We start from the raw sequence: 22,145 nt of genomic DNA on the forward strand, positions 1-22,145 counted from the left end.
CCGGAAGGGAATGCCCATGGAAAAGACGTACGAAACCATCCAGCTGGAGTGCCTCGGCGAGCTGGCCACCGTGGTGATCAACCGGCCCGAGGCGCTCAATGCGCTGAGCACGCAGGTGGTGGCCGACCTGACCCAGTTCGTGGCGGATGTCCAGTCGCCCGAAGGCGCGGAGGTGCGCAGCATCCTGATCACCGGATCGGGCGAGAAAGCCTTCGCGGCGGGCGCGGATATCAGGCAGATGGCTGACATGACCCCGGCCCAGGCCCGGGATTACAGCGCCGGCATGCAGGAACTGACACGCTCGCTTGAACAACTGGCCATCCCCGTGATGGCGTGCGTGAACGGTTTCGCGCTTGGCGGCGGACTGGAGCTGGCCATGGGTTGCGACTTCATTTACGCCACGGCCAACGCCAAGTTCGGCCAACCCGAAGTGAACCTGGGCCTGATCCCCGGCTTCGGCGCCACGGTGCGCCTGCCGCATCTGGTGGGGCTGGCCCGCGCCAAGGAACTGATCTACACCGGGCGGACCATCGGGGCCGAGGAGGCCTACCGGATCGGGTTGGTCAACGCGGTGTTCGACAGCAAAGACGACATGCTCGACGCCGCCGCGGCCACCTGCCGCGAGATCGCCGGAAAGTCTCCGGCCGCCGTCGCCAATGCCAAGCGCACTGTGGATGCTGCCGCCGGCCTGCCGACCGCCGAGGGGCTGTTGGTGGAGCGGAAAGCTTTCGGGGCGGCGTTCGGCACCGAGGATGCCCGGATCGGAACCAAGGCTTTCTTGGCCAAGGAAAAGCCCGAATTCACGGGGAAGTAGGCCGTCCGGCTCCCGGCATTCCGAGGTTCGTGCCTAGATAAGTTGACACATCAACTAAACCGGGTCATAGTAGATGCAAATGCATGATTATCTCTGGGAGGCATCCCAGCATCTACGCCTAGGAGGCACCGTTATGGCTTTTGAACTCACCCCCGGAACCTGGAACCTGGATACTTCCCACACTGAGATCGGCTTTGTGGTCCGCCACGCCGGCATCAGCAAGGTGCGCGGCCAGTTCACCGAGGCCGACGCCACCCTGGTGGTCGGCGAATCCCTGGCTACGTCTTCGGTGGAGGCCACGGTCAAGACTGCGTCCTTCGACTCGAATGACGACAACCGCGACGGCCATGTCAAGAGCGCCGATTTCTTCGACGTGGAGCAGTTCCCGCACATGACCTTCAAGGCCAACCAGGTCCAGGGCAGCCCGGAGGAGTTCAAGCTGGGCGGCGAGCTGACCATCAAGGACACCACTAAGCCGGTGACGTTCGACGTCGAGTCCGGCGGCATGGCCGTGGATCCGTTCGGCTCCACCCGCGCCGGCTTCTCCGCCACTACGCAGATTTCCCGCAAGGAATTCGGCATCACCTGGAACGCAGCCCTCGAAGCGGGCGGCGTCCTGGTGGGCGACAAGGTCACCATCACGGTCGACGCCGCGTTCGTACTGCCGGCCAACTGATTAGACAGCACCCGCCGGCGATGCCGGCCCATTGAGGCGAACGCCCGCTCCCAGTCCGGGGGCGGGCGTTCGCTTTTGCCGTTTACGGGAGCGGACTCTCAGTAGTCTTACTACTTCATTGCCGGTACTGGTCATGTTATGTACCGTTGGAAATAGGCGGCCACTCCCTGAAGCCCAACGGTTTCAAGTCAGTTTCCAACTGGAAGAGGATGATCATGGCAAGTGTCAATGAAACGATCGATGTAGCCGTCCCGGTGTCCATGGCCTATAACCAGTGGACCCAGTTCGAGTCCTTCCCGCAGTTCATGCATGGGATCCAGTCGGTCCGGCAGCTCAGCGACACCACAAACCACTGGACAATGAAGGTCGCCGGCGTCGAGCGTGAATTCGACACCGAAATCACCGAGCAGCATCCGGACCAAAGGATCGCGTGGAAGAGCACCGACGGTACCAGCCACGCGGGGGCGGTTGATTTCCACCGGCTCGACGACGGACACACGCGGGTCACCGTCCAGCTGGACTGGGATCCGCACACATTTGTCGAAAAGGTCGGAGCGGCTGCCGGAGCCGACAAGATCCAGGTGAAATCCGACCTGAAGCGGTTCAAGGAGTTCATCGAAACCCAGGGCTCCGAGACCGGAGCCTGGCGTGGCAATGTGGACCGACCCGGTGATGCATCGACAGGACCTGCCGGACCATCCGAAAGTGCGGGGGCCGCTGCGGCAGCGGGTGCGTCCACGGGCGGGACCGGGGAGAAAGACAACAGCCTGGGAAGCCGGAATTACTACGGCGGCACCGGGGCCGGCGGGTTTCCGCCGGGAGGCACCAACAAGGACGACCTGCCGATCGAAGATCCCGCCGCCAGGTCGGACAAACCGCTGCTGGACGATCCGGCCCTGGGCGAAACCTCGAAGGTGCCGCTCCAGGATGTCCCCGGCGGAACGCTGAATGACCCGGACAACGAGCCCGATCCGGACACCGATGAGACGGGGCGGAACGCAGCAGGGCGCTGATCTGCCCCGCGGCGGCGACCACCTAAAGGCGACCACCTAAAAGGGGCCACTGGAAGAAGAAGGTTGAATGATGGCCAAGATCGAGCAGACAGTCGACATTGCGGCCCCGGCTGCCGAAGCCTACCGCGAGTGGACAAGGTTCGAAGCGTTCGGGATCTTCATGCACGGCGTGGTACGGGTCATCCGCGAGGATGACGTGACACACCACTGGACCACCAAGGTCGGTGGCGTCCGGCGGGAGTTCGAGACGAAGATTACCGAGGAGCTACCGGGCAAACGCATGGCCTGGGAAACCGCGGAAGGGGTGCCGCATCAGGGCTCGGTGGAGTTCCTTGAACTCGATCCGGGTCGAACACGGATGGTCGTGCGGATCGACTGGCACCCCGGGTCGGTCGTGGAAAAGGCCGGAGCCACTTTAGGGTCGGACCACCGCGAGGTACGCAACGAACTCTGGCGGTTCAAGCAGTATGTGGAAACCGGCGGCTCGGAGACCCATCATCCTGCCTCCGAGCACGGCCTGGGCAGCCGGGATTACTATGGCGGCACCGCTGGCGGCGGATTCCCACCGGGATACACAGAGCAGCACGACATACCGGTGCAGGACCCTGCCGCGGGCAAAGACCAGCCGGCAGGCGGCAGTCCGGAGACGGGAGAGTACGGAAGCAGAATCTAGCGGGCGCTGATTCTTTCTACCGACTCGATAGCCCGCTCCGAGAGCCGCTCCGAGATCGGGGCGCTCTTGGCCGATTCCGCTGCAGCGGCCTGGCCTTCCGGACTGAGGACATACTCGGCGAAGGTCTTGATCAGTTCGATCTTTTCCGGATCATCGTAGGTTGTGCACCAGACGTGGTAGGACACCAGCAGCAGCGGGTAGGCGCCGTCGGCCGTGGTGGTCCGGTCAAGTTCCAGTGCGAGGTCGTACTCCGGGCGCCCCTCCGCCGGTTCGGCCTCGTCGAGGGCGATGGCCGCGCCCTCGGAGCTGACCGGCACGTAATCGTCGCCGACTTTGAGGTTCACTTTGCCCAGTGGAGGTCCGACCGCAGAGTCATCTGCATAGGTCAGGGCGCCTTCGGTGCGGGCGACCATGCTGACCACTCCGGTGTTACCTTGGGCGTTTTCCGCAACGAAGTCCGACGGGAAGGCATCGCTGGGTTCGGCCGTCCAGACATCCGGAGCCACGGCATGCAGGTACTCGGTGAAGTTTTCGGTGGTCCCGGAGTCATCGCCGCGGCTCACCCGCGTGATGCGCAGATCAGGCAGTTCCACACCGGGATTCTGTTCGACGATGGCCCGGTCGTTCCAGTTCGTGATCTCGCCCTTGAAGATCCCCGCTATCGTGGCGGCATCCATGTTCAGTTCAGTGATGCCGGGCAGGTTGAAGCCGACGGCGATGGGGGAGACGTAGGCGGGCACGTTGAATGCGCCCCCGGGGCCGCAAACTTCCTTGGCGCGTTCCATTTCCTCGGCGTCAAGGTACGCGTCCGATCCGGCAAATTCCACGGCACCGGCCAGGAATGCGGTCCGGCCGGCACCGGAACCATCCGGGGAGTACTGGACCTGCGCCTTGGGATGAAGCAGGTTAAAGCCCGCGCGCCAAGCATCCATCGCCGCGTTCTGGGCGGACGAACCGGCACCCGAAAGGGTTCCGGTCAGATCGGATCCGTGCTGGGCCGCTGCTTCCTGCTCCGGCCCCAGGGGGTAGTCGGAGCCGCAGGCCGTCAGGGCCAGCAGGGCAGCAGAGGTCAGGGCCAAGGTGGGGAAAAGTCGGGGAGCCATCCTCTTTAGGGTAACCGGGAACGAATCGCGCACAAAGATGGCTCCCTCCGACGTCGGATAAGGCAGGTGGGTTTCTTGCTCACTTCCTGTCCAGATCGCGAGTGGCTGGGCCTTCCAGCACGGCGCCGTCGGCGCTGAAACGTGAGCCGTGCAACGGACAGTCCCAGGTGCATTCGGCATCGTTCCAGGACAGCACGCCGCCCAGATGTGTGCAGACGGCGCTCACCCGCCGGGTAGTTCCGTCCACGGTACTCACACCCACCGGCCGGGCGTTGTCCCGGACCACCGTGCCCTGGCCTTCCGGCGGCGCCGTTTCCGAGGTGCGGACCAGTCCGCTGAGCCAGCCGCTCACCAGCTCCACCCCGACGGACGCGTTGGTCTGCACTGTGGAGAAGGCATCCTGCGGGGCCACCCGCGTCTTGTACAGCTCTCTGGCCCAGGGCTTGGCCCCCTCAAGGATCAGTGAGGTCAGCGACAGCGCGGCCGCCACCGAATTGGTCATGCCCCACTTGTTGTAGCCGGTGGCCACATAGATGCGGTCCTCCGCGAAGGACAGCTTGCCCACATAGGGCACGGCACCGGCCGGTTCATAGTCCTGCGCGGACCAGCTGTGCGTCAGTTCGGCGCCGGGGAAGGTGTTCTGTGTCCAGCGGACCAGATCTTCCAGCTGTCCTTTGGTGTGGTGCTGCCGGCCGACACTGTGTCCGTTGCCGCCCACAATCAGGACCTGCCGGCCGGCATTTTCGGCAGTGCGCAGGGACCTGGCGGGGGAATCGATCGACAGGTACATGCCCTCGGGAATCTGCCCGGGCACTGTGAACGCCGTGGCATAGGACCGTTGAGGCTTGAGCAAACCGAAATGGCCGCCTCGGTTCAGGATGGGCGTGCCCGTGGCCAGGACGACGTGGTCCGCGGTGACCTGGCCGGCCTCCGCATGGACGGTCAGTTTGCGGCCCGCGCTGCCGCCGGCACCTTGCTTGGATCCGGACGTTCCCCGGGTGCCGGTGACGTTGGTGACGCGTACCCGTTCTACCAGAACGCCGCCCCGTTCGCGCAGTTCCATGGCGAGCCCGGCGAGCACCTGAAGCGGGTGGATCTGGGCCTGGTCCGGCAGCCGGATGGCACCGGCGATCGGAAAGGGCAGCTCCGCGACGGTGTCCACGAACTCGACTCCGAGGCCGGCCTCGGCGCTGGCCTCCAGCTCCTTTTTGAGGTCTTCGATGCCTTTTCCCGTGTTGGCGTAGGTGTAGGCATCACGGCGCTGGTAGTCGATTCCGTGCTCCTCGCAGAAGCGCAGGAGCCAGGACTGACCTTCGCGCTGGGCGTCCACATAGGCGCGCGCCGTCTCGGCGCCGTGGTGGGAAGTAATGCCGGACATCTGGCGGCCCTGCAACAGGGAGACCTTCGCCGTGGTGTTGCCGGTGGTGACGGCCCCGGTGCTGCGGGCCTCCAGTACGGCTACCCGGTGCCCGGCCCGCGCCAGCAGGACCGCCGTGGTCAAACCGGTAATGCCGGCACCGACAATCACACTGTCATATTCGGCGCCGGGCTCGTAGGAATCCGAGGCGATGTCCGGCGCCGTGTCTAGCCAAAGGGATTTCATGGTGATCCTTTCCGCTGCTAACTCCACCCCACCTTGTTGCATGGCTTCCGTCAAGAGATCAGTAAGCTTACTTTCAATACTGACCGCAAAAGAGGTTTCGGGAGGCCGGGCTACGTTATGAATACTGCTGTACTGATCATCGATATGCAGAACGCCTACTTCGAGGATCCCGCCCTCGGAGAACGGCGGGGGCAGTTGGTCGATGCCTGCAACCAGCTCATCGGACAGGCGGAAAAGGCTTCGGTTCCCGTGTTGATGGTGTGCACCGAACACGAGCGGGATAAATCCACCTGGACCCTGAGCATGCTCGAGGACGACCAAGGCTTCATCTTCTCCGGCAGTGAGCAGGCCGGATTCCTCCCGGGATTGCGGTACGAGAACCTGCCGCGGATGGTCAAGACACGGGACAGCGCCTTCCAGGGCACCGACCTGCTGCTGCGGCTGCGCAATTTCGGAGCCACGCAGTTGGTGCTGGCCGGCGTTTCCATCCACAACTGCGTGGCCCAGACCGCGGCTGATGCCTTTGCAAACAACTTCAAGGTGGCCTTCGCCGCCGATGCCATGGCCTCGAACAAGGACGACTACGGACACATGGTGCGCAAGGTGCTCAGCGAGGAGTACCGCCAGCCCATCCTCGATGCGGCAGGAGTGGACCGGCTGCTGGCCGGCGGGGAAGCGTAGGTCCGCACCAGACTATGGTCTGCGGCCCAAATGCTCAGTAGCCTGAGACTCGACGCCAACTACTGCAGGAGGTAACGGACATGGACCAGGAAATCCACCGACGGATCGAAGAGCTGATCGAAGAGGAGCAGCTGCTCCGCGAGGGCGGCACCGTGGACAACGAGCAGGCAGAGGCCCGGGCCAGGGAGCTGGCGCGGCTGGAAGAACAGCTGGACCAGTGCTGGGATCTGCTGCGCCAGCGCAGGGCCAAGCGCCGTGCCGGCGAAGACCCTGATGAGGCCCAGGCTCGCCCGGTTGAGGAAGTGGAGGGTTACCGCCAGTAGCACTGGCCAGGGAACTCACGGGGCGGCATGGTGGAGGCATGGCTAAATTTGCGCTCACCCACATCGGCGGTCCCACGGCCTTTTTCAAGCTCGGCGGCTGGACCTTCCTGACTGACCCGACCTTCGACCCGCCCCGGGAGTATCCCAGCCCGGCCGGAACCTTGGTGAAGACGACCGGCCCCGCCGTCGAACTCGCTGACCTGCCCGGCGTGGATGTCGTCCTGCTGTCCCATGATGAGCACGCCGACAACCTCGACAATTCCGGCCGCCAATTGGTCGAATCCGGCCCATACCCCGTTTTCGGTACGCCTGAGGCCGCCGGACGCATACCAACCATCACGGGCTTGTCGCCCTGGCAGGAGACCACCCTGCAGGCCGCCGGCAAGCAGGACCTCACCATTACGGCCGTTCCAGCCCGTCACGGTCCGGAAGGCTGCGAACCCGTCACGGGCACGGTGACCGGATTCGTGCTCTCCGGAGCCGACCTGCCCACCGTTTACGTCAGTGGCGACAATGCTTCGGTGGGCGTGGTGGGCGCCATCGCCGACCGCTTCGCTCCGGTGGACGTGGCCGTGCTCTTCACCGGCGCGGCGCGGGCCGGGATTTTCGACAACGCTCCGCTGACCCTCACAGCCGAGGCCGCGGCCGAGGCGGCGGCGAAGCTCCGCACGCCGGCGGTCGTGCCGGTCCACGCCGAGGGATGGATGCACTTCAGCGAAGGCCATGGCGAGCTCCGCAAGGAGTTCGAGGTCAAGGGTCTCGGGGACCAGTTGCGCATCCCGATCCCGGGACAGGAACTCGTTCTCTAAGCAAGAAAGTACGACGCCGGCACCTGGGTTCCGCAATAACGGAACCCAGGTGCCGGCGTCGTTAGCTTCTCGCTAGGCGCCCTTTTTCGCCTTGGTTTTCGACGAGGACGCCTTGGAAGCGGACTTCGTGGCCGGTTTTTCCTTGGCCTCCTCCGACTTCGCGGAAGACTTGGAGGTGGATTTGGCGGCGGCTTTGGGCTTGGATTCCGCCGGTTTCTTGCCTTCGCGGTTCTTCTCGACGCTGCGGCGCAGGGCCTCCATCAGGTCCAGGACCTTGCCGCCTTCCGCCTCGCCCTCTTCGCCGAAGGTCGCCTCGGTGTCCAGGGTTTCGCCCTGCTCGAGCTTGGCCTCGATGAGCGTGCGCAGCTGCTCCTGGTACTCGTCCGTGAAGTCCTCGGGCTTGAAGTCGCTGGAGAAGGATTCCACCAGGGCCGCGGACATTTCGCGTTCCTTCGCGGAAACGCGCACGTCTTCCTCGAGCGCGGGGAACGCGGCCTCGCGGACCTCGTCTTCCCAGAGCAGCGTCTGCAGCATCAGCACGTCGCCGCGGACGCGCAGCGCGGCCAGCCGGGTCTTCTGCCGCAGCGCGAACTTCACCACCGCGGTCCGGTCCGTGTCCTCCAGCGTCCGGCGCAGCAGCACATAGGCCTTGGTCGACTTGGAATCCGGCTCCAGGTAATAGCTGCGGTCGAACATGATCGGATCGATCTGGTCGCTGGGGACAAACTCCACCACGTCGATCTCGCGGTTCTTCTCCACCGGCAGCGAGTCCAGGTCCTCGTCCGTGAGTACCACGGTCTGCTCGCCGTCGTCGTACGCCTTGTCGATGTCCTTGTACTCGACAATTTCCCCGCACACCTCGCAGCGGCGCTGGTACCGGATCCGCCCGCCGTCCTTCTCGTGGACCTGGTGCAGCTTGATGTCATGGTCTTCCGTGGCGCTGTAAAGCTTGACCGGGACGTTGACCAGGCCGAAAGCGACAGCCCCTTTCCAGATGGCTCTCATGGATCAATACAACACCAAGCATGCTGGCAATTACTAGCCATCGGCCACAATATTGGCGAGACTAACCCTATGGCCCAGACAAGCTCCAGCCAGCGCCAGCTGGTCACGGTGGACGGACACCGGCTGAAGCTGACGAGCCTGGACAAGGTGATTTACCCCGAAACCGGGACCATCAAGGCCGAAGTGCTGGACTATTACTCGCGGATCGCCGAGTACCTCATTCCGCATGCCGCGCACCGGCCGGTCACCCGCAAGCGCTGGGTCAACGGGGTGGGCACGGCGGACAAACCCGGGGAGGTGTTCTTCCAGAAGAACCTGGAGGAACACGCCCCGTCCTGGGTCAAGAGCCACGCGATCGAGCACAAGAGCGGGACCAATGTGTACCCGATGGTCAACGATCTGGCCACGCTCACCTGGCTGGCGCAGATCTCGGCGCTGGAGATCCACGTGCCGCAGTGGAAGTTCGGGCCGCGGGGCAAGATGAACAATCCGGACCGGCTGGTACTGGACCTGGACCCGGGGGAGGGCGCCGGCCTGGCCGAATGCGCCGAGGTGGCACGGCTGGTCCGGGCCGTGCTGACCGGGATGGGGCTGGATCCGCGGCCGGTCACCAGCGGCTCCAAGGGCATCCATCTGTACGCCGCGCTGGACGGAAAGCAGACCTCGGAGGAGGTGTCCGCCGTCGCGCACGAACTGGCGCGCGTGCTGGAGGCGGACCACAAGGATCTGGTGGTCAGCGACATGAAAAAGACGCTGCGCCGGGGCAAGGTCCTGCTGGACTGGAGCCAGAACCACTGGAACAAGACCACCATCACCCCCTATTCGCTGCGCGGCCGCGCCCATCCGATGGTGGCCGCGCCGCGCACCTGGGAGGAACTCGACGACCCGGACCTGGCGCACCTGGACTTTCTGCAGGTGCTGGAGCGCGTCGGCGAGCTCGGGGACCTGCTCGAGGGCATGGGTTCCGGGACCGCGGACGAGGAATCGCTGGCCGAGGCCATGGAGGAAGCCGGGGAGCAGGCAGGGGAGGACCAGACAAACAACGACGGCGGTGCGCGCCGCGGCGGGCCGGCGCACGGTTCCGACCGGTTCACCAAGTACCGGTCCATGCGCGACCCGGCCAAAACGGCCGAGCCCGTCCCCGAGGCTCCGCCGGTGGACCGCGGCGGCAACACGTTTGTGATCCAGGAGCACCACGCCCGGCGGCTGCACTACGATTTCCGGCTGGAGCGCGAAGGGGTGCTGGTGTCGTGGGCCGTGCCGAAGGGGCCGCCCACCAGCCCGGGCAAGAACCATCTGGCCGTCCAGACCGAGGACCACCCGCTGGAATACGGCAGCTTCGAAGGCACCATCGCCAAGGGCGAGTACGGCGCGGGCGAGGTCTACATCTGGGACTCGGGCACCTATGACCTGGAGAAGTGGCGGGACGGCAAAGAGGTCATCGTCACCCTGCACGGCAAGGAGGGCGGCGGGCTCAGCAAGGACGGCGGACCCGAGGCGCCGCGGCGCTACGCCCTGATCCACACCGGCGGGGAAAAGGGCGAGAACAACTGGCTGATGCACCTGATGAAGGACCAGAAGCCGGGGACCTACCGGAAGGGCACGCCGCACGAGCGCCAAGGCGATGACCTGGCCAAGGAGGTGGAGCCGGCGTTCATCAAGCCCATGCTGGCAACGCAGGGCTCCGCCGCGGACATCACCGCTGAACACCAGTGGGCGTTCGAGATGAAGTGGGACGGCATCCGCGCCATCGCCATCATCGAGGACCGTGGCGTGCGGCTGATCAGCCGCAACGGCAACGACCTTACCGCCGGCTACCCGGAACTGGCGGACCTGCCGGACCGGGTGCACGCGGAAACGGCCGTGCTGGACGGGGAAATCGTGGCCCTTAACAAGGCCGGCCGCCCGGACTTCGGTCTCCTGCAAACCCGGATGAAGCTGACCAAGAAGCGCGAGATCGACCAGGCCGCAGCGCGGACCCCGGTCCACCTGATGCTCTTCGACCTGCTGCAGCTCGACGGCAAATCGCTGCTGGCGCTGGAATACTGCCAGCGCCGCGAGATACTGGCACAGGCCGTGGATGCCGGCGGCGACGGCCACGTCCAGGTGCCGCCGGACCTTGACACCTCGCTGCAGGAAGCCGTGGACACCAGCAAGGAACTCGGCCTTGAAGGTGTGATGGCCAAACGGGTAGACAGTACATACGCGGACGGACAGCGCTCAAGGAGTTGGATCAAGATCAAGAACCAGTTGACGCAGGAAGTGGTCATCGTGGGCTGGCGTCCCGGCAAGGGCAGCCGGGAACGCAAGATCGGCTCGCTGCTGGTGGCCATTCCGGACGGCGCGGACCTGCGTTACCTGGGCCGCGTCGGCTCCGGCCTGACCGAGCGGGACCTGGCGGCCGTGGGCGCGCGCCTGAAGAAGATGGCCCGCAAGACCCCGCCGCTGGACGACGTTCCCGCCGCGGACGCCTCGGACGCGCATTGGGTCCGGCCGGCCCTGGTAGGCGAGGTGCAGTTCAGCGAACGGACCGAGGCCGGCAAGCTCCGCCACCCCGTCTGGCGCGGCTTCCGGCCGGATAAGAAACCGTCCGACGTCGTGGTCGAGGTCTGAATCCGACGCCCCGCACCACCGCGTGACGACACCGCCCCGCACCACCGCACCAAGGAGGCTCCATGACTGAGAACAATGCAGTGCTGACCACCAACCCGGGCGCGGACCAGCGGAGCCTGGACGGCGTAGACCTGTGGTGGCGCGCGGCCAACTACCTCTCCGCCGGGCAGATCTACCTGCGCGACAATCCGCTGCTGCGCCGGCCGCTGGAACCGGAGGACGTGAAGGCGCGGCTGCTCGGGCACTGGGGCACGACGCCGGGGCTCAACTTTATCTACGCCCATCTGAACCGGGTGATCGCCGAACAGGACCAGGACGTCCTTTTCGTCACCGGGCCCGGCCATGGCGGCCCGGCCAACGTGGCCAACGCCTGGCTGGAGGGGACCTACTCGGAGATCTACACCCACGTGGGGCAGGACGAGGACGGACTGCGGGAACTGTTCAAGCAGTTCTCCTACCCCGGAGGCATCCCCAGCCATGCGGCACCGGAAACCCCCGGCTCCATCAATGAAGGCGGGGAGCTCGGCTACTCCCTGGCCCACGCCTTCGGCGCCGTGTTCGACAATCCGCAGCTGATCGCGGCCTGCGTCATCGGCGACGGCGAAGCGGAAACCGGGACGCTGGCCGCCAGCTGGCACTCGAGCTCGTTCCTCGACCCGGTGCAGGACGGCGCGGTGCTGCCCATCCTGCACCTGAACGGGTACAAGATCGCCAATCCCACCGTGCTGGCGCGGATGCCCGAGGAGCAGCTGGCCGCACTGCTGACCGGCTACGGGTACGAGCCCATCTTCGTCACCGTGCAGGATGCGCGGGACACGGTGCGCGCCCACGAGGAATTCGCCCATGCCCTTGAGCGGGCCCTAAGCGGAATCCGGCAGATCCAGGAGAAATCCCGGTCGGATCAGGCAGCGCCGTCGGAATACGCCCCGCGCTGGCCGATGATCGTGCTGCGGTCGCCCAAGGGCTGGACCGGGCCCGAAGAGGTGGACGGCAAGCCGGTGGAGGGAACGTGGCGGGCGCATCAGGTGCCGCTGTCCGAGGTCCGGACCAACCCCGATCACCTGGCCCAGCTGCAGAGCTGGCTGCAGTCCTACCGGCCGGACGAGCTTTTCGACGGCGAGGGCAGGCTGCGCGCGGAAATCGCCGGCCTCGCCCCGCAGGGCGACAAGCGGATGAGTGCCACGGCCTACGCCAACGGAGGCCGGCTCCTGCAGGACCTGAAGCTGCCCGCCTACGGTGGGCACGCCGTCGTCGTTAATCAGCCGGGCACCGAGCGCGTGAGCCCGATGAAGAATCTGGGGTCGTGGCTGCGCGAAGTGGTGCGGCTGAACCCGGAGAACTTCCGGATCTTCGGCCCGGACGAGACCGCGTCGAACCGGCTGCAAGACGTCTACGAGGCCACGGACAAGGTCTGGCAGCAGCGGCTCGACGAGGTGGACGAGCATCTGGCCCGGGCCGGCCGGGTGATGGAAGTGCTCAGCGAAAACCTCTGCCAGGGCTGGCTCGAGGGCTACCTGCTGACCGGGCGGCACGGCGTTTTCAACTGCTACGAAGCGTTCGTGCACATTGTCGATTCCATGTTCAACCAGCACTCCAAGTGGCTGCAGGTGCACCGGGAACTGCCCTGGCGGCAGCCGGTCGCGTCGCTGAACTACCTGCTGTCCTCGCACGTCTGGCAGCAGGACCACAACGGCTTTTCGCACCAGGACCCGGGCTTCATCGACCACGTCATGAACAAGAAGCCCGAGGTGGTCCGGGTCTACCTGCCGCCGGATGCCAACACGCTGCTCGCCGTCACCGAGCACTGCCTGCGCTCCCGCGACTACGTCAACGTCATTGTCTGCGGGAAGCAGCCGTCGCTGACCTGGCTGGGCCCGGAGGATGCCCGGAACCACTGCGAACGCGGGATTGGGGTCTGGGACTTCGCGGGCAGCGAGCGTCCCGGCGAGGAACCGGATGTGGTCCTCGGCTGCGCCGGCGACGTGCCCACCGTGGAGGCCGTGGCGGCGGCCGCACTGCTGCGCGAACAGATACCCGAGCTGAAGGTGCGGCTGGTCAACGTGGTGGACCTGATGCGCCTGCAGGACGCCAAGGAACATCCCCACGGCCTGGAGCACCGGGATTTCGACCGGCTGTTCACTACCGACAAGCCCATCATCTTCGCGTACCACGGCTACCCCTGGCTGCTCCACCGGCTGACGTACCGGCGAACCAACCATGACAATCTGCACGTCCGCGGCTACGTCGAGGAAGGAACCACCACCACTCCGTTCGACATGGCCATGATGAACCGCATCGACCGCTACCAGCTGGCCATCGACGTCATCGACCGCGTGCCTTCCCTGGGTGCCTCGCGCACCGGACTCCGCCAACAGCTGCAGGATCTGCGCCTGCAGTCGCTGCGCCACACACGCGAATTCGGCGAGGACCCGGATGCTATCACCGAGTGGACGCTGCCGGCCCAATAATTGTTAAAGGTTTCCGTAGCCTTACCCCTGTCAAATGAACCATGAATGGCTACGCTGTTAGCCAGGGGATTAAATTCTGTTGGGGGAGAAGGCAGACGGACCATGGGGAGTCTATTTAAGCCGACCATCCGCGATGTCGCGGAAAAGGCCGGCGTATCACTGGCGACAGTGTCATATGTGCTGTCCGGCCGCAGCGGCGGATCAACCCGGATCAGCGAACCCACCAAGGAGCGTGTCCTCGAGGCGGCCAAGGAACTGGGCTATGTGGCCAACAGCGCGGCACGCGGTATGCGCCGCGGACGCACGGACACGGTTGCCGTGGTCATCGAGAACATGGAGTCGCCGTGGGACCGTGCCCTGGCGGAGACTGCCAACCGGATCCTGCCGGCCCACGGCTACCGGGTGGTGATCCTGCTGGGGCAGGAGGCCTGGCGGAACTTCATGCTCTCCGGCGGAGCCGACGGCGTCATTCTCGGTTTCAGCACTGAAACCGAGGATGAAACCCGGACCATCCTGGACCTCGCCAAACGCGGGGTGGCCCAGGTGATAGTGTCCCAGTTCCTCGAGCCGCAGGGCTTCGATGTGCTCTCGGTGGACGCCGCCGGCGGGATTGCCGAGGCGGCCGAGTACCTGGGCGGCCGGCATGAACGGATCGGCGTGATCCACCGGGGAACCTCGGCCCCGGGTCCGCGCGGCACGCGGCTGGAACTGTTCCGGGCCGCCCTGGCACGGAACGGCGTGCAGCTCGATGGCTCGCTGGTCCGTGCCTCGGGCGGGTCCTGGCGCACGGCCTTCCAAAGCGCGCTGGAACTGCTCTCGCTGCCCGAACCGCCCACCGCATTCTTCACCACGGCAGACCTTGAGGCGCTGTGCGTCTCGGGGGCGGCTACCTGGAAGGGGCTGGAAATCCCGGACCAGCTGGAGATTATCGGCGTGGAGAATTCGCAGCTGGGAAAGACCTCGGACCCCGCCCTGAGCACGGTGGGCCCGGATCCCTCCGAGCACCTGGCGGTGGATCTGCTGCTGGCCCGGCTGAAGGGCGAAGCCGGCGAACAAGGCCGCAAGGTTCCGGTGCCATGGAAGATGCGCTTCCGCGGGACCACGCAGCGCCAGGACGCCGAGTCCGGCAACGGAGACAACGGAGTTGTGAGCACCACGGCCGCCACTTAGAGTCCTGCCTATGGACTGCACCAGCTACCGCTACGGACCGGATCCCAGCCAGTACGGCCAGCTGTACCTGCCCGCGCAACGCACACATGACGCCGTCGTGGTTATTATCCACGGGGGCTATTGGCGCTCCCGCTACGGCCTGGACCTGGGCGAGCCGGCGGCCCGCGACTTTGCCTCGCGCGGCTACGTGTGCTGGAACCTCGAATACCGCCGCGCCGGCAACGGCGGCGGCTGGCCTGCGACGTTCGACGACGTGGCGGCCGGCATCGATCTGCTTGCCGAACTGGGCGCCCGGCTGGAGCTGGCGGTGGAGAACGTGGTGGCGTTGGGACATTCGGCCGGGGGACACTTGGCCGCCTGGGCCGGCGGCCGCGCCTCGCTGCCCGCCGGGGTGCCCGGAGCGGATCCGGCGGTCGGAATTTCCGCGGTGCTGAGCCAGGCCGGTGTGCTGGACCTGCGGCGGGCGTGGGAACTGGGCCTGAGCGACCAGGCAGTGGAAAACTTCCTGGGCTGCGGCCCGGACGATGATCCGCACCGGTTCCGCTGGGCCGATCCCCTCCAGCAGGCCCCGCTGGCCGTCCCGGTCTACGCGTTCCACTCGGAGGCGGACGACGCGGTGCCGGCGGCCCTGTCCGAAAACTATGTGGCCGCGGCCCGGGCAGCGGGCGGCCGCGCGGAACTTGTCAGGGTGCCCGGGAACCACTTCGACATCATCGACCCGGCTTCGGCGGCCTTCGAGCAGATCCGCACCGTGCTTCGGACCTTGGGGTAATGGCTGCCCCTACCCCTGCCGCAGATGAGCATGCTCTGCTACGTTGACACTGTGCTGACAGTTATCGGTGAAGCTTTGGTCGACGTCGTCTCGAGCGATACCTCTGCCGAGCGTGTGCACGTAGGCGGCAGCCCGATGAACGTCGCGGTGGGCCTCGCGCGGCTGGGCCAGCCGGTGCAGTTCGTCGGACGGTACGGCCGCGATGACCATGGCGCCCGCATCCTCCACCACCTGCGCGCCAACTCGGTGCTCACGCCGCTGGCCGCCGATGGCCAGCCGACCAGCGTTGCCAAGGCGACCCTGGACCGGACCGGCGCCGCGCACTACACCTTCGACCTGCTGTGGGAACTGCCGCCGCTTGAGACAGCGTTGCCCCGACTGCTCGAGGAGACGCTCTGGCTGCACACCGGCTCGATTGCCGCCATGCTCGAGCCCGGGGCACACACCGTGCTGGCCACGGTGCAGCGGGCGCATCCGCGGGCCCTGATCAGTTATGACCCGAACTGCCGGCCCACGCTGATCACGGACCGGGACTTCGCCCGCCGGCAGGCCGAGAAGTTCGTGGCGCTGGCCGATCTGGTCAAGGCCTCCGAGGAAGACCTCCGGTGGCTCTACCCGGGCCGTCCGGTGGAGGAATCCGCGCTTGAATGGCTGTCCCGCGGGCCGGGGGTTGTCGTGGTGACCAAGGGAGCCCGGGGACCGTGGGGCGTGGTGCGCGACGGCGCGGCCGAAGCCCCGGTGCCCGAGGTCGAGGTGGTGGATTCGGTCGGCGCGGGGGACTCCTTCATGGCGGCGCTGCTGGCGGCCCTGATGGAGCGCGGGCTGGCCGGTTCCCGGAGCCGCGAGCACTTGCAGAACCTGTCTGCCGATGCCCTGCGGGAAATCCTGGACTTCGCGGCCAGCGCTGCCGCCGTCACCGTTTCCCGTGCCGGTGCCAATCCTCCCAACCGGAACGAACTTGCCCGCTGAAACTTCCGGTGACGCATAGACTGGGCTGTATGCGCTTGATTGCCAGTGATCTGGACGGGACCATCATTGGCCGGGACGGGAAAATCAGCGCCCGCACAGTCCGGGCGTTCAAGGACGCGGCTGCTGCCGGCGTCGAAATTGTCTTTGTCACCGGCCGGCCGCCGCGCTGGCTGGACCCGCTGCGCGAGCAGATCGGCCATGAAGGCACGGTGATCTGCTCCAACGGCGCGGTGGTCTACGACCTGGTGCGCAGCGAGGTCATCTCGGCCAAAACCCTGCCGCACACCAACATCTTCCAGGCCCGCGAGATCATTCTGCGGCTGCATCCGCGCGCTACCTTCGCGGCCGAAACCACCTTCGGGTTCCAGCTGGAACCCGGCTTCGTGGAGCAGGGGTCGGTGGAGCTGCTGGACGGGATCGAGCCGATGCTGTTGGAGCAGTCCCTGACGGAGCGGGACGCGGTGGTGAAGTTCCTGGCGCGCGGCCGGGACCTGGATCCGGATACTTTCCTGGCCGAGGTGCAGGACGCGGTGTCCCACCTCGTGGCGGTCACCCACTCCGCGCCGACCGTGGCTCTGCTGGAGATGGCGCAGCCGGGCATCAACAAAGCCGTGACGCTGGCCGGGTACGCCTCGTCACTGAACATCGACCCGCAGGACGTGGTTGCCTTCGGCGATATGCCCAATGACATCGAGATGCTCGAGTGGGCCGGGCACGGGTACGCGATGGCATCGGGCCACCCGGAGGCGATCGGAGCCGCGCGCTACCAGGCCCCGGCTTTCGCGGACGACGGTGTGGCCCAGATTCTCGAAGCCCGGCTCGCCGAGCTGTAGGCGGAGCCGGAAGGTGAGCAGGGACTACCCCTATCTGCATAACCCGTTCGGGACTGCAGCCGGTGCCGAACCTTGGCCGGTAGCCTTCGCACACCGCGGCTTCTCGCCGGCCGGCCATGAGAACTCGCTGGCCGCCTTCCGCGCCGCCGTCGAGCTGGGCTACGGCTATGTGGAAACCGACGTGCGTACCACCGCCGACGGCGAACTGATGGTCTTCCACGATGAGAGCCTGGACCGGGTCACGGACGGCTCGGGGCCGATCGCCGAGCACACCCTTTCCCAGCTGCGGCGGGTCCGGATCGGCGGTGCGGAACCGATCCCCACCATGGAGGAACTCCTGCGCGAGTGGCCGGACCTGAAGATCAACGTGGACGTGAAGGACCGCGCCGGCGGCCCGCTGCTGGCCCGGCTGATCGAGCAGTACAAGGCCCACGACCGCATCCTCGTCACGTCCTTCTCGGACCGGCGGCGCCTCGGTGTATTCCGCGGCTTGACGCTGCCCGCGGCCAGTTCCGGCGGCATCGTGGCCCTGAGCGCACTGGTGGGTTTGGGCCGGGTGGGGCTGACCCGGGCGGTGGGCCGCGCGGCGCGGATGCATGCCGTGCAGGTCCCGGTGGCCTACGGGCGGGTCCGCGTGGTCACCCCGGCCCTCGTGCGGCGCTGCCATGCGGCCGGGCTGCACGTGCACGTGTGGACCATTAATGAGCGTGATGAGATGAACCGGCTGCTGGATCTCGGCGTGGACGGAATCATGACGGACCGGGCCGATGTACTGGCACAGGTGATGGACGAACGCGGTTTCTGGCCGCAGAGGGAGCAGGCATGAAGGTTTTGGTGGCACCGGATAAGTTCAAGGGCACGCTGTCCGCGGCGGAGGCAGCCCAGGCGATGGCGGAGGGCGTGCTGCGCGTCTACCCGGACGCCGAGGTACGGACGCTGCCGGTGGCGGACGGCGGCGAGGGGACGCTGGAAGCCGCCTTGGCCGCCGGCGCCCAGGAGCACACCACTCGGGTCCGCGGGCCATTGGACCGCGAGGTGACCGCCTCCTGGGCGATGCTGGACCGTGCCGGCATCAAAACCGCGGTGATCGAGACCGCCCGGGCCTCCGGGCTGCTGCTCACCGAGCCCTCCGTGCAGACCGCGCTGGCGGCACATTCCTACGGCAGCGGGCAGCTGATCGCCGCGGCCCTCGACGCGGGCGCCCAGGAAATTGTGCTCGGGATCGGCGGCTCCGCAATGACCGACGGCGGCTCCGGTGCCTTGTGCGCGCTGGGCCTGAAGATTTACGACGGCGGGGCGCAGGTTCCGCTCGGCGGTGCCGGCCTGGCCACGGCGCACCGGATCGATGCCTCCGGCCTGGACGCGCGGCTGGCCTCGGTGACTGTGCGGATTGCCGCGGATGTGGACAACCCGCTGCACGGCCCGGAAGGAGCCGCGCATGTCTTCGGCCGGCAGAAGGGCGCGGACGCCACCGGCCGGCAGCTCCTGGATGAAGGCCTGCAGCGGTGGGCGGAACTGCTGCGGCAGGAGACCGGCGCCGAGGTCAACGTTCCCGGAGCCGGTGCCGCGGGCGGTTTCCCGGCAGGCTTCCTCGGCCTGACCAAGGCACGGCTGGAGCGCGGCTTTGACCTGGTGGCCGAACTGACCGGTCTCGATGCTGCCCTGGAGGGCACGGACCTGGTGATCACCGGCGAGGGATCCATGGACGAGCAGTCGGAATATGGCAAGGCGCCCATGGGCATCGCCGACCGTGCGCACGAGAGGGGAATTCCCGCCGTCGTTGTTGCCGGGAAAATCACCCTGACGCCGGAGCAGCTGGCCGCGCACGGCGTGGAGGCGGCGGTGAGCCTGCTGGACCTTGCCCGCACGCCGGAAGACGCCTTCGCCCAGGCGGCCAAGTACGTCACGTGGGGTACGCAGCAGGCGCTAGAGGGAGCGTAAACGGCAGGGCGTCAGTCCTCGGGGACGGGTTCCGGCGGGAGGAAGCCGTCCTGGCCCGGGTCGTCCTCACGCTCCGGATCCTGCCGGGCCTCGTACTCGCCGTCCGGACTCAGGCCGGGCACCCGCTGGCCGGCGTTGGTCAGGCCGGAGGTGAAGGTGTCGCCGTCGAACTCGGCAGCGGATTCGCGTTCGGGCTCCGCGGCGTTGATGTCCTGACGCAGGTGCTCGTCCTCGGGGAGGTTCTCTTCTGGTATCTGGGTCATGATTCCAGCCAACCATCGCTGCCGAGAGGGCACAATGGCTTCGGCGTTCCCCGCCGGTGCTTGGGGTAAAAAATTCTGCGGGTGGACCAGTGTGTCGCAGTCACCGCTTTGGCATGCTGGAGACATGGACGAACAGATCGTCGTGCTGCCCGGGGGACCGGGGCTGGATGCGGATCTGCACCTGCCCGCCGGCGCCCGGGGGATGGTGGTTTTCGCGCACGGCAGCGGCAGCAGCCGCCGCAGCGGGCGCAACATCCTGGTGGCCAGGGAGCTGCAGCAGGCGGGACTGGGTACGCTCCTTTTCGACCTGCTGACTGCGCAGGAGGAGCGGCGCGATGCCGTGGATGCCTCCCTGCGCTTCGACATTGGGTTCCTGACGGAGCGGCTGACCGCGGTGGTGGACGAGGTGGCAGCCCGTCCCCAATTTGCAGGCCTGCCAGTGGGATTGTTCGGCGCCAGCACCGGCGCTGCAGCTGCCCTCGGCACGGCGGCGGCGCGCCCCGGCGTCGTGCGTGCGGTGGTGTCCCGCGGCGGACGGCCGGACCTGGCCGCTTCCGCGCTGCCCGGGGTGCGGGCCCCGACGCTGCTGCTGGTCGGATCGCTCGATGAGCAGGTCATCGCCTACAACGAACAGGCAGCCGCGCGGCTGCCGGCGGAGCACAAGCTGTCCATCGTCCCGGGCGCAACGCACCTCTTCTCCGAACCGGGGACGCTGGAGGAAGTCGCCCGCCAGGCCGCTGCCTGGTTCAGCCGGACGCTGCAGACCGGCCCGGCACAGGCAGCTCCGGCCTAAGGCGTTTCAGGTATTGGCCGGCCACGTCTCCATTTCGCCGCCGTGCGCGTGGACGCCATGCAACGGGTCAAGCGCCGTCGTTTCATCGAGGAACAGAAACGCGTCGTAACGCCGTCCCATCACGGAGGGCACGTAGTTGCCCCACTGCTCCGCCTTCGGGTCGTACACCACGCCGATGGCACGGTGTTCGAGGGACTGTCCCGCCCAATCGGGGCCGCCGGCGGTGCCGGAATCCGCGGCTTTGGATCCATCGTTGAAGACAAACAAGGCGGAAGGAGTTCCGTCGAGGGCCGAATGCATCAGGTCTTCGACACTGCCGCGGCGCGCGGGCGGGGTTTGCATCACCTGCGTCGAACCGCCCCAGCGGTCGGAGGCGATAACGCCGCCGCGGTAACTGCCGAACCCCACCGCCACCACGCCCTCCTCCGAATGCGCTTCGCGCACAAGCTGGCCGACGTTGACCATCCCGGCCGAAGCCATGTCGGTCCAGCGCGCATCCCCGATGTGCGTGTTGTGCTCCCACACCACGGCCTTCGCGCCATCGCCGTGGTGCGCCATCAGCCGGTCCAGTGTCGAAACCATGTGTTCGTCGCGCACGTTCCACGATTCGGATCCGCCACGCACCATCGCGCGGTAGTAGGCCTCGGCGCCTGCCGCACTCAGGGCGTTCTGTTCCGCATTGAAGCGGGCGTCCCGGGGCGCGCCGGTGTCGCTGACTGCAGAGGTGCGCAGCTTGCCGAGCAGTTCGACCACTTCGGGCTCGCAGCCGGAGGGCACCAGACGGGTGGAAAGCGCGTAGGACTGCGGATCCTCCGCATACGGCTCGAAGCAGCGGACCGCCTCCAGCGCGGAATCGACGTGCTCCGGATAATACTCCTCAAGGAATCCAAGGGTGGCCCGGAGCGAATCCCACAGGCTGTAGACATCCAGCCCATAGAAACCGACCCGCCCATCCTCCGGCCTGGACTCATTGAAGGACCGGAGCCAGCGGGCAAAGTCCGACACATCGCGGTTGGCCCACATCCAGGTGGGCCAGCGGTCGAAACCGTGCAGCACCTCCTCGGGGTCTTCCGGCGCACCGGGTGCGAGGGTCACCGCGTTGTTGACGGCGTAGCAGTCCGGCCAGTCGCCCTCGACCCCGACAAAGGAAAAGCCCCGCTCCTGGATCAGGCGGCGGGTCAGCGAAGCACGCCAGGCGTAGTACTCATGGGTGCCGTGTGAGGCTTCGCCGATGAGCACGTAGCGTGCGTCGCCGATCCGCTCCAGCAACGGATCCAGGTCTGCTTCCGAACTCAGCGGCAGCGCCTGGTTCTGGATCTGTGCGGAATGGTCCGTCATATCGAATCCCTAGGGTCCGCCGGTGCTGCCGGCGGATATGGTCTCAGCCTTCGTGCCGGAAGCCCAGTTTGATGGTGACCTGCCAGTCCGCAATGGCGCCGTCCTTCAGGTGGCCGCGTGTTTCCTTGACCTCGAACCAGTCCAGATTGCGCAGCGTTTTGGACGCCTCCGCGACGGCATTGGCGACTGCCTTTTCCATGCTGTCCGGGGACGTGCCGACGATTTCGGTGACGTTGTAGACGTGGTTGGCCATGCTTCCTCCTTGAAGATGGCCCCAGGACCGGA

General features: G+C 66.6%; 22 protein-coding genes. 16 read left to right on the forward strand and 6 right to left on the reverse strand.

The window, feature by feature from the left end; translation table 11 throughout:
• The first annotated feature begins 16 nt into the window (after positions 1 to 16).
• From AC20117_RS07510 to AC20117_RS07525, 4 genes are all read left to right on the forward strand, one after another.
• On the forward strand, positions 17 to 814 hold the full coding sequence (locus AC20117_RS07510) for an enoyl-CoA hydratase/isomerase family protein (protein WP_074700259.1): 798 nt from the start codon (positions 17 to 19) through the stop codon (positions 812 to 814).
• 133 nt (positions 815 to 947) lie between these two features.
• A complete protein-coding gene (locus AC20117_RS07515; protein WP_074700258.1) occupies positions 948 to 1,490 on the forward strand; it encodes a YceI family protein in 543 nt (180 codons plus the stop codon).
• A gap of 215 nt (positions 1,491 to 1,705) precedes the next feature.
• Positions 1,706 to 2,503, forward strand: a complete 798-nt coding sequence (locus tag AC20117_RS24215) for an SRPBCC family protein (protein WP_083339944.1) — start codon at positions 1,706 to 1,708, stop codon at positions 2,501 to 2,503.
• A gap of 67 nt (positions 2,504 to 2,570) precedes the next feature.
• The gene (locus AC20117_RS07525) at positions 2,571 to 3,176 is read left to right on the forward strand and encodes an SRPBCC family protein (protein ID WP_074700257.1); all 606 of its coding nucleotides are present in this window, start codon (positions 2,571 to 2,573) and stop codon (positions 3,174 to 3,176) included.
• On the opposite strand, the gene AC20117_RS07530 is transcribed toward AC20117_RS07525, so the two are convergent.
• Together AC20117_RS07530 and AC20117_RS07535 are read right to left on the reverse strand one after the other, a co-directional pair.
• Positions 3,173 to 4,279: a phosphate ABC transporter substrate-binding protein PstS gene (locus AC20117_RS07530; RefSeq protein WP_074700256.1), complete on the reverse strand. Its 1,107-nt coding sequence runs from the start codon at positions 4,277 to 4,279 to the stop codon at positions 3,173 to 3,175. The genes AC20117_RS07525 and AC20117_RS07530 overlap by 4 nt on opposite strands.
• A gap of 79 nt (positions 4,280 to 4,358) precedes the next feature.
• Positions 4,359 to 5,882 (reverse strand): FAD-dependent oxidoreductase, encoded by a 1,524-nt coding sequence (locus tag AC20117_RS07535; RefSeq protein WP_074700255.1) that lies wholly within the window; start codon positions 5,880 to 5,882, stop codon positions 4,359 to 4,361.
• 117 nt (positions 5,883 to 5,999) lie between these two features.
• On the opposite strand from AC20117_RS07535, the gene AC20117_RS07540 reads away from it, so the two are divergent.
• The 3 genes from AC20117_RS07540 to AC20117_RS07550 all read left to right on the forward strand — a co-directional run bounded on the left by AC20117_RS07540 (position 6,000) and on the right by AC20117_RS07550 (position 7,695).
• A complete protein-coding gene (locus AC20117_RS07540; RefSeq protein ID WP_074700254.1) occupies positions 6,000 to 6,563 on the forward strand; it encodes a cysteine hydrolase family protein in 564 nt (187 codons plus the stop codon).
• An 80-nt stretch (positions 6,564 to 6,643) separates the two neighbouring features.
• Complete coding sequence (locus AC20117_RS07545) at positions 6,644 to 6,886, forward strand: DUF2630 family protein (RefSeq protein WP_074700253.1); 243 nt, start codon at positions 6,644 to 6,646, stop codon at positions 6,884 to 6,886.
• Positions 6,887 to 6,924: 38 nt separating this feature from the next.
• Entirely contained in the window at positions 6,925 to 7,695 is a 771-nt protein-coding gene (locus AC20117_RS07550) for an MBL fold metallo-hydrolase (RefSeq protein ID WP_074700252.1), read from the forward strand.
• Between the two features lie 72 nt (positions 7,696 to 7,767).
• Here the strand turns inward: AC20117_RS07550 and ku are convergent, their stop codons facing one another.
• Positions 7,768 to 8,700: a non-homologous end joining protein Ku gene (gene ku, locus AC20117_RS07555; RefSeq protein ID WP_074700251.1), complete on the reverse strand. Its 933-nt coding sequence runs from the start codon at positions 8,698 to 8,700 to the stop codon at positions 7,768 to 7,770.
• Between the two features lie 69 nt (positions 8,701 to 8,769).
• Between ku and AC20117_RS07560 the strand changes: the two genes are divergently transcribed.
• From AC20117_RS07560 to AC20117_RS07595, 8 genes are all read left to right on the forward strand, one after another.
• Positions 8,770 to 11,313, forward strand: a complete 2,544-nt coding sequence (locus tag AC20117_RS07560; RefSeq protein ID WP_074700250.1) for an ATP-dependent DNA ligase — start codon at positions 8,770 to 8,772, stop codon at positions 11,311 to 11,313.
• A 62-nt stretch (positions 11,314 to 11,375) separates the two neighbouring features.
• Positions 11,376 to 13,781 (forward strand): phosphoketolase family protein, encoded by a 2,406-nt coding sequence (locus tag AC20117_RS07565; RefSeq protein WP_074700249.1) that lies wholly within the window; start codon positions 11,376 to 11,378, stop codon positions 13,779 to 13,781.
• 102 nt (positions 13,782 to 13,883) lie between these two features.
• On the forward strand, positions 13,884 to 14,951 hold the full coding sequence (locus tag AC20117_RS07570; RefSeq protein ID WP_074700248.1) for a LacI family DNA-binding transcriptional regulator: 1,068 nt from the start codon (positions 13,884 to 13,886) through the stop codon (positions 14,949 to 14,951).
• A gap of 10 nt (positions 14,952 to 14,961) precedes the next feature.
• On the forward strand, positions 14,962 to 15,723 hold the full coding sequence (locus tag AC20117_RS07575; RefSeq protein WP_074700247.1) for an alpha/beta hydrolase family protein: 762 nt from the start codon (positions 14,962 to 14,964) through the stop codon (positions 15,721 to 15,723).
• A 51-nt stretch (positions 15,724 to 15,774) separates the two neighbouring features.
• A complete protein-coding gene (locus tag AC20117_RS07580) occupies positions 15,775 to 16,692 on the forward strand; it encodes a carbohydrate kinase family protein (RefSeq protein ID WP_074703146.1) in 918 nt (305 codons plus the stop codon).
• Positions 16,693 to 16,721: 29 nt separating this feature from the next.
• A complete protein-coding gene (locus AC20117_RS07585; RefSeq protein WP_074700246.1) occupies positions 16,722 to 17,525 on the forward strand; it encodes a Cof-type HAD-IIB family hydrolase in 804 nt (267 codons plus the stop codon).
• Positions 17,526 to 17,538: 13 nt separating this feature from the next.
• Positions 17,539 to 18,351 (forward strand): glycerophosphodiester phosphodiesterase family protein, encoded by an 813-nt coding sequence (locus AC20117_RS07590; protein ID WP_083339676.1) that lies wholly within the window; start codon positions 17,539 to 17,541, stop codon positions 18,349 to 18,351.
• Positions 18,348 to 19,466 carry a glycerate kinase gene (locus AC20117_RS07595; RefSeq protein ID WP_074700245.1) on the forward strand — a complete coding sequence of 373 codons (1,119 nt, stop codon included), beginning with the start codon at positions 18,348 to 18,350 and terminating at the stop codon, positions 19,464 to 19,466. The genes AC20117_RS07590 and AC20117_RS07595 overlap by 4 nt, the downstream gene beginning before the upstream one ends.
• An 11-nt stretch (positions 19,467 to 19,477) precedes the next feature.
• On the opposite strand, the gene AC20117_RS07600 is transcribed toward AC20117_RS07595, so the two are convergent.
• Positions 19,478 to 19,729: a hypothetical protein gene (locus AC20117_RS07600; protein WP_074700244.1), complete on the reverse strand. Its 252-nt coding sequence runs from the start codon at positions 19,727 to 19,729 to the stop codon at positions 19,478 to 19,480.
• Positions 19,730 to 19,853: 124 nt separating this feature from the next.
• Between AC20117_RS07600 and AC20117_RS07605 the strand changes: the two genes are divergently transcribed.
• The gene (locus AC20117_RS07605; RefSeq protein WP_074700243.1) at positions 19,854 to 20,522 is read left to right on the forward strand and encodes a dienelactone hydrolase family protein; all 669 of its coding nucleotides are present in this window, start codon (positions 19,854 to 19,856) and stop codon (positions 20,520 to 20,522) included.
• A 6-nt stretch (positions 20,523 to 20,528) separates the two neighbouring features.
• Here AC20117_RS07605 and AC20117_RS07610 read toward each other — a convergent pair whose 3' ends face one another.
• Both AC20117_RS07610 and AC20117_RS07615 read right to left on the reverse strand, forming a co-directional pair.
• The gene (locus AC20117_RS07610; protein WP_074700242.1) at positions 20,529 to 21,860 is read right to left on the reverse strand and encodes an erythromycin esterase family protein; all 1,332 of its coding nucleotides are present in this window, start codon (positions 21,858 to 21,860) and stop codon (positions 20,529 to 20,531) included.
• Between the two features lie 43 nt (positions 21,861 to 21,903).
• Positions 21,904 to 22,113, reverse strand: coding sequence for a dodecin (locus tag AC20117_RS07615; RefSeq protein WP_074700241.1), 210 nt, complete (start codon positions 22,111 to 22,113; stop codon positions 21,904 to 21,906).
• Positions 22,114 to 22,145: the final 32 nt, after the last annotated feature.

Origin of the sequence: Arthrobacter crystallopoietes (genome assembly GCF_002849715.1) — a bacterium.
Lineage (GTDB): Bacteria > Actinomycetota > Actinomycetes > Actinomycetales > Micrococcaceae > Crystallibacter > Crystallibacter crystallopoietes.

What these genes read in the sequence shown, in the direction of transcription:
- AC20117_RS07540 (WP_074700254.1), top strand. Translation starts at nt 6,000, where the DNA reads ATGAATACTGCTGTACTGATCATCGATATGCAGAACGCCTACTTCGAG.
- AC20117_RS07570 (WP_074700248.1), top strand. Translation starts at nt 13,884, where the DNA reads ATGGGGAGTCTATTTAAGCCGACCATCCGCGATGTCGCGGAAAAGGCC.
- AC20117_RS07530 (WP_074700256.1), bottom strand. Translation starts at nt 4,279, where the DNA reads ATGGCTCCCCGACTTTTCCCCACCTTGGCCCTGACCTCTGCTGCCCTG.
- AC20117_RS07565 (WP_074700249.1), top strand. Translation starts at nt 11,376, where the DNA reads ATGACTGAGAACAATGCAGTGCTGACCACCAACCCGGGCGCGGACCAG.
- AC20117_RS07595 (WP_074700245.1), top strand. Translation starts at nt 18,348, where the DNA reads ATGAAGGTTTTGGTGGCACCGGATAAGTTCAAGGGCACGCTGTCCGCG.
- AC20117_RS07610 (WP_074700242.1), bottom strand. Translation starts at nt 21,860, where the DNA reads ATGACGGACCATTCCGCACAGATCCAGAACCAGGCGCTGCCGCTGAGT.
- AC20117_RS07515 (WP_074700258.1), top strand. Translation starts at nt 948, where the DNA reads ATGGCTTTTGAACTCACCCCCGGAACCTGGAACCTGGATACTTCCCAC.
- AC20117_RS07605 (WP_074700243.1), top strand. Translation starts at nt 19,854, where the DNA reads ATGGACGAACAGATCGTCGTGCTGCCCGGGGGACCGGGGCTGGATGCG.
- AC20117_RS07575 (WP_074700247.1), top strand. Translation starts at nt 14,962, where the DNA reads ATGGACTGCACCAGCTACCGCTACGGACCGGATCCCAGCCAGTACGGC.
- AC20117_RS07560 (WP_074700250.1), top strand. Translation starts at nt 8,770, where the DNA reads ATGGCCCAGACAAGCTCCAGCCAGCGCCAGCTGGTCACGGTGGACGGA.
- AC20117_RS07600 (WP_074700244.1), bottom strand. Translation starts at nt 19,729, where the DNA reads ATGACCCAGATACCAGAAGAGAACCTCCCCGAGGACGAGCACCTGCGT.
- AC20117_RS07615 (WP_074700241.1), bottom strand. Translation starts at nt 22,113, where the DNA reads ATGGCCAACCACGTCTACAACGTCACCGAAATCGTCGGCACGTCCCCG.
- ku (WP_074700251.1), bottom strand. Translation starts at nt 8,700, where the DNA reads ATGAGAGCCATCTGGAAAGGGGCTGTCGCTTTCGGCCTGGTCAACGTC.
- AC20117_RS07510 (WP_074700259.1), top strand. Translation starts at nt 17, where the DNA reads ATGGAAAAGACGTACGAAACCATCCAGCTGGAGTGCCTCGGCGAGCTG.
- AC20117_RS07545 (WP_074700253.1), top strand. Translation starts at nt 6,644, where the DNA reads ATGGACCAGGAAATCCACCGACGGATCGAAGAGCTGATCGAAGAGGAG.
- AC20117_RS07585 (WP_074700246.1), top strand. Translation starts at nt 16,722, where the DNA reads ATGCGCTTGATTGCCAGTGATCTGGACGGGACCATCATTGGCCGGGAC.
- AC20117_RS07535 (WP_074700255.1), bottom strand. Translation starts at nt 5,882, where the DNA reads ATGAAATCCCTTTGGCTAGACACGGCGCCGGACATCGCCTCGGATTCC.
- AC20117_RS24215 (WP_083339944.1), top strand. Translation starts at nt 1,706, where the DNA reads ATGGCAAGTGTCAATGAAACGATCGATGTAGCCGTCCCGGTGTCCATG.
- AC20117_RS07550 (WP_074700252.1), top strand. Translation starts at nt 6,925, where the DNA reads ATGGCTAAATTTGCGCTCACCCACATCGGCGGTCCCACGGCCTTTTTC.
- AC20117_RS07525 (WP_074700257.1), top strand. Translation starts at nt 2,571, where the DNA reads ATGATGGCCAAGATCGAGCAGACAGTCGACATTGCGGCCCCGGCTGCC.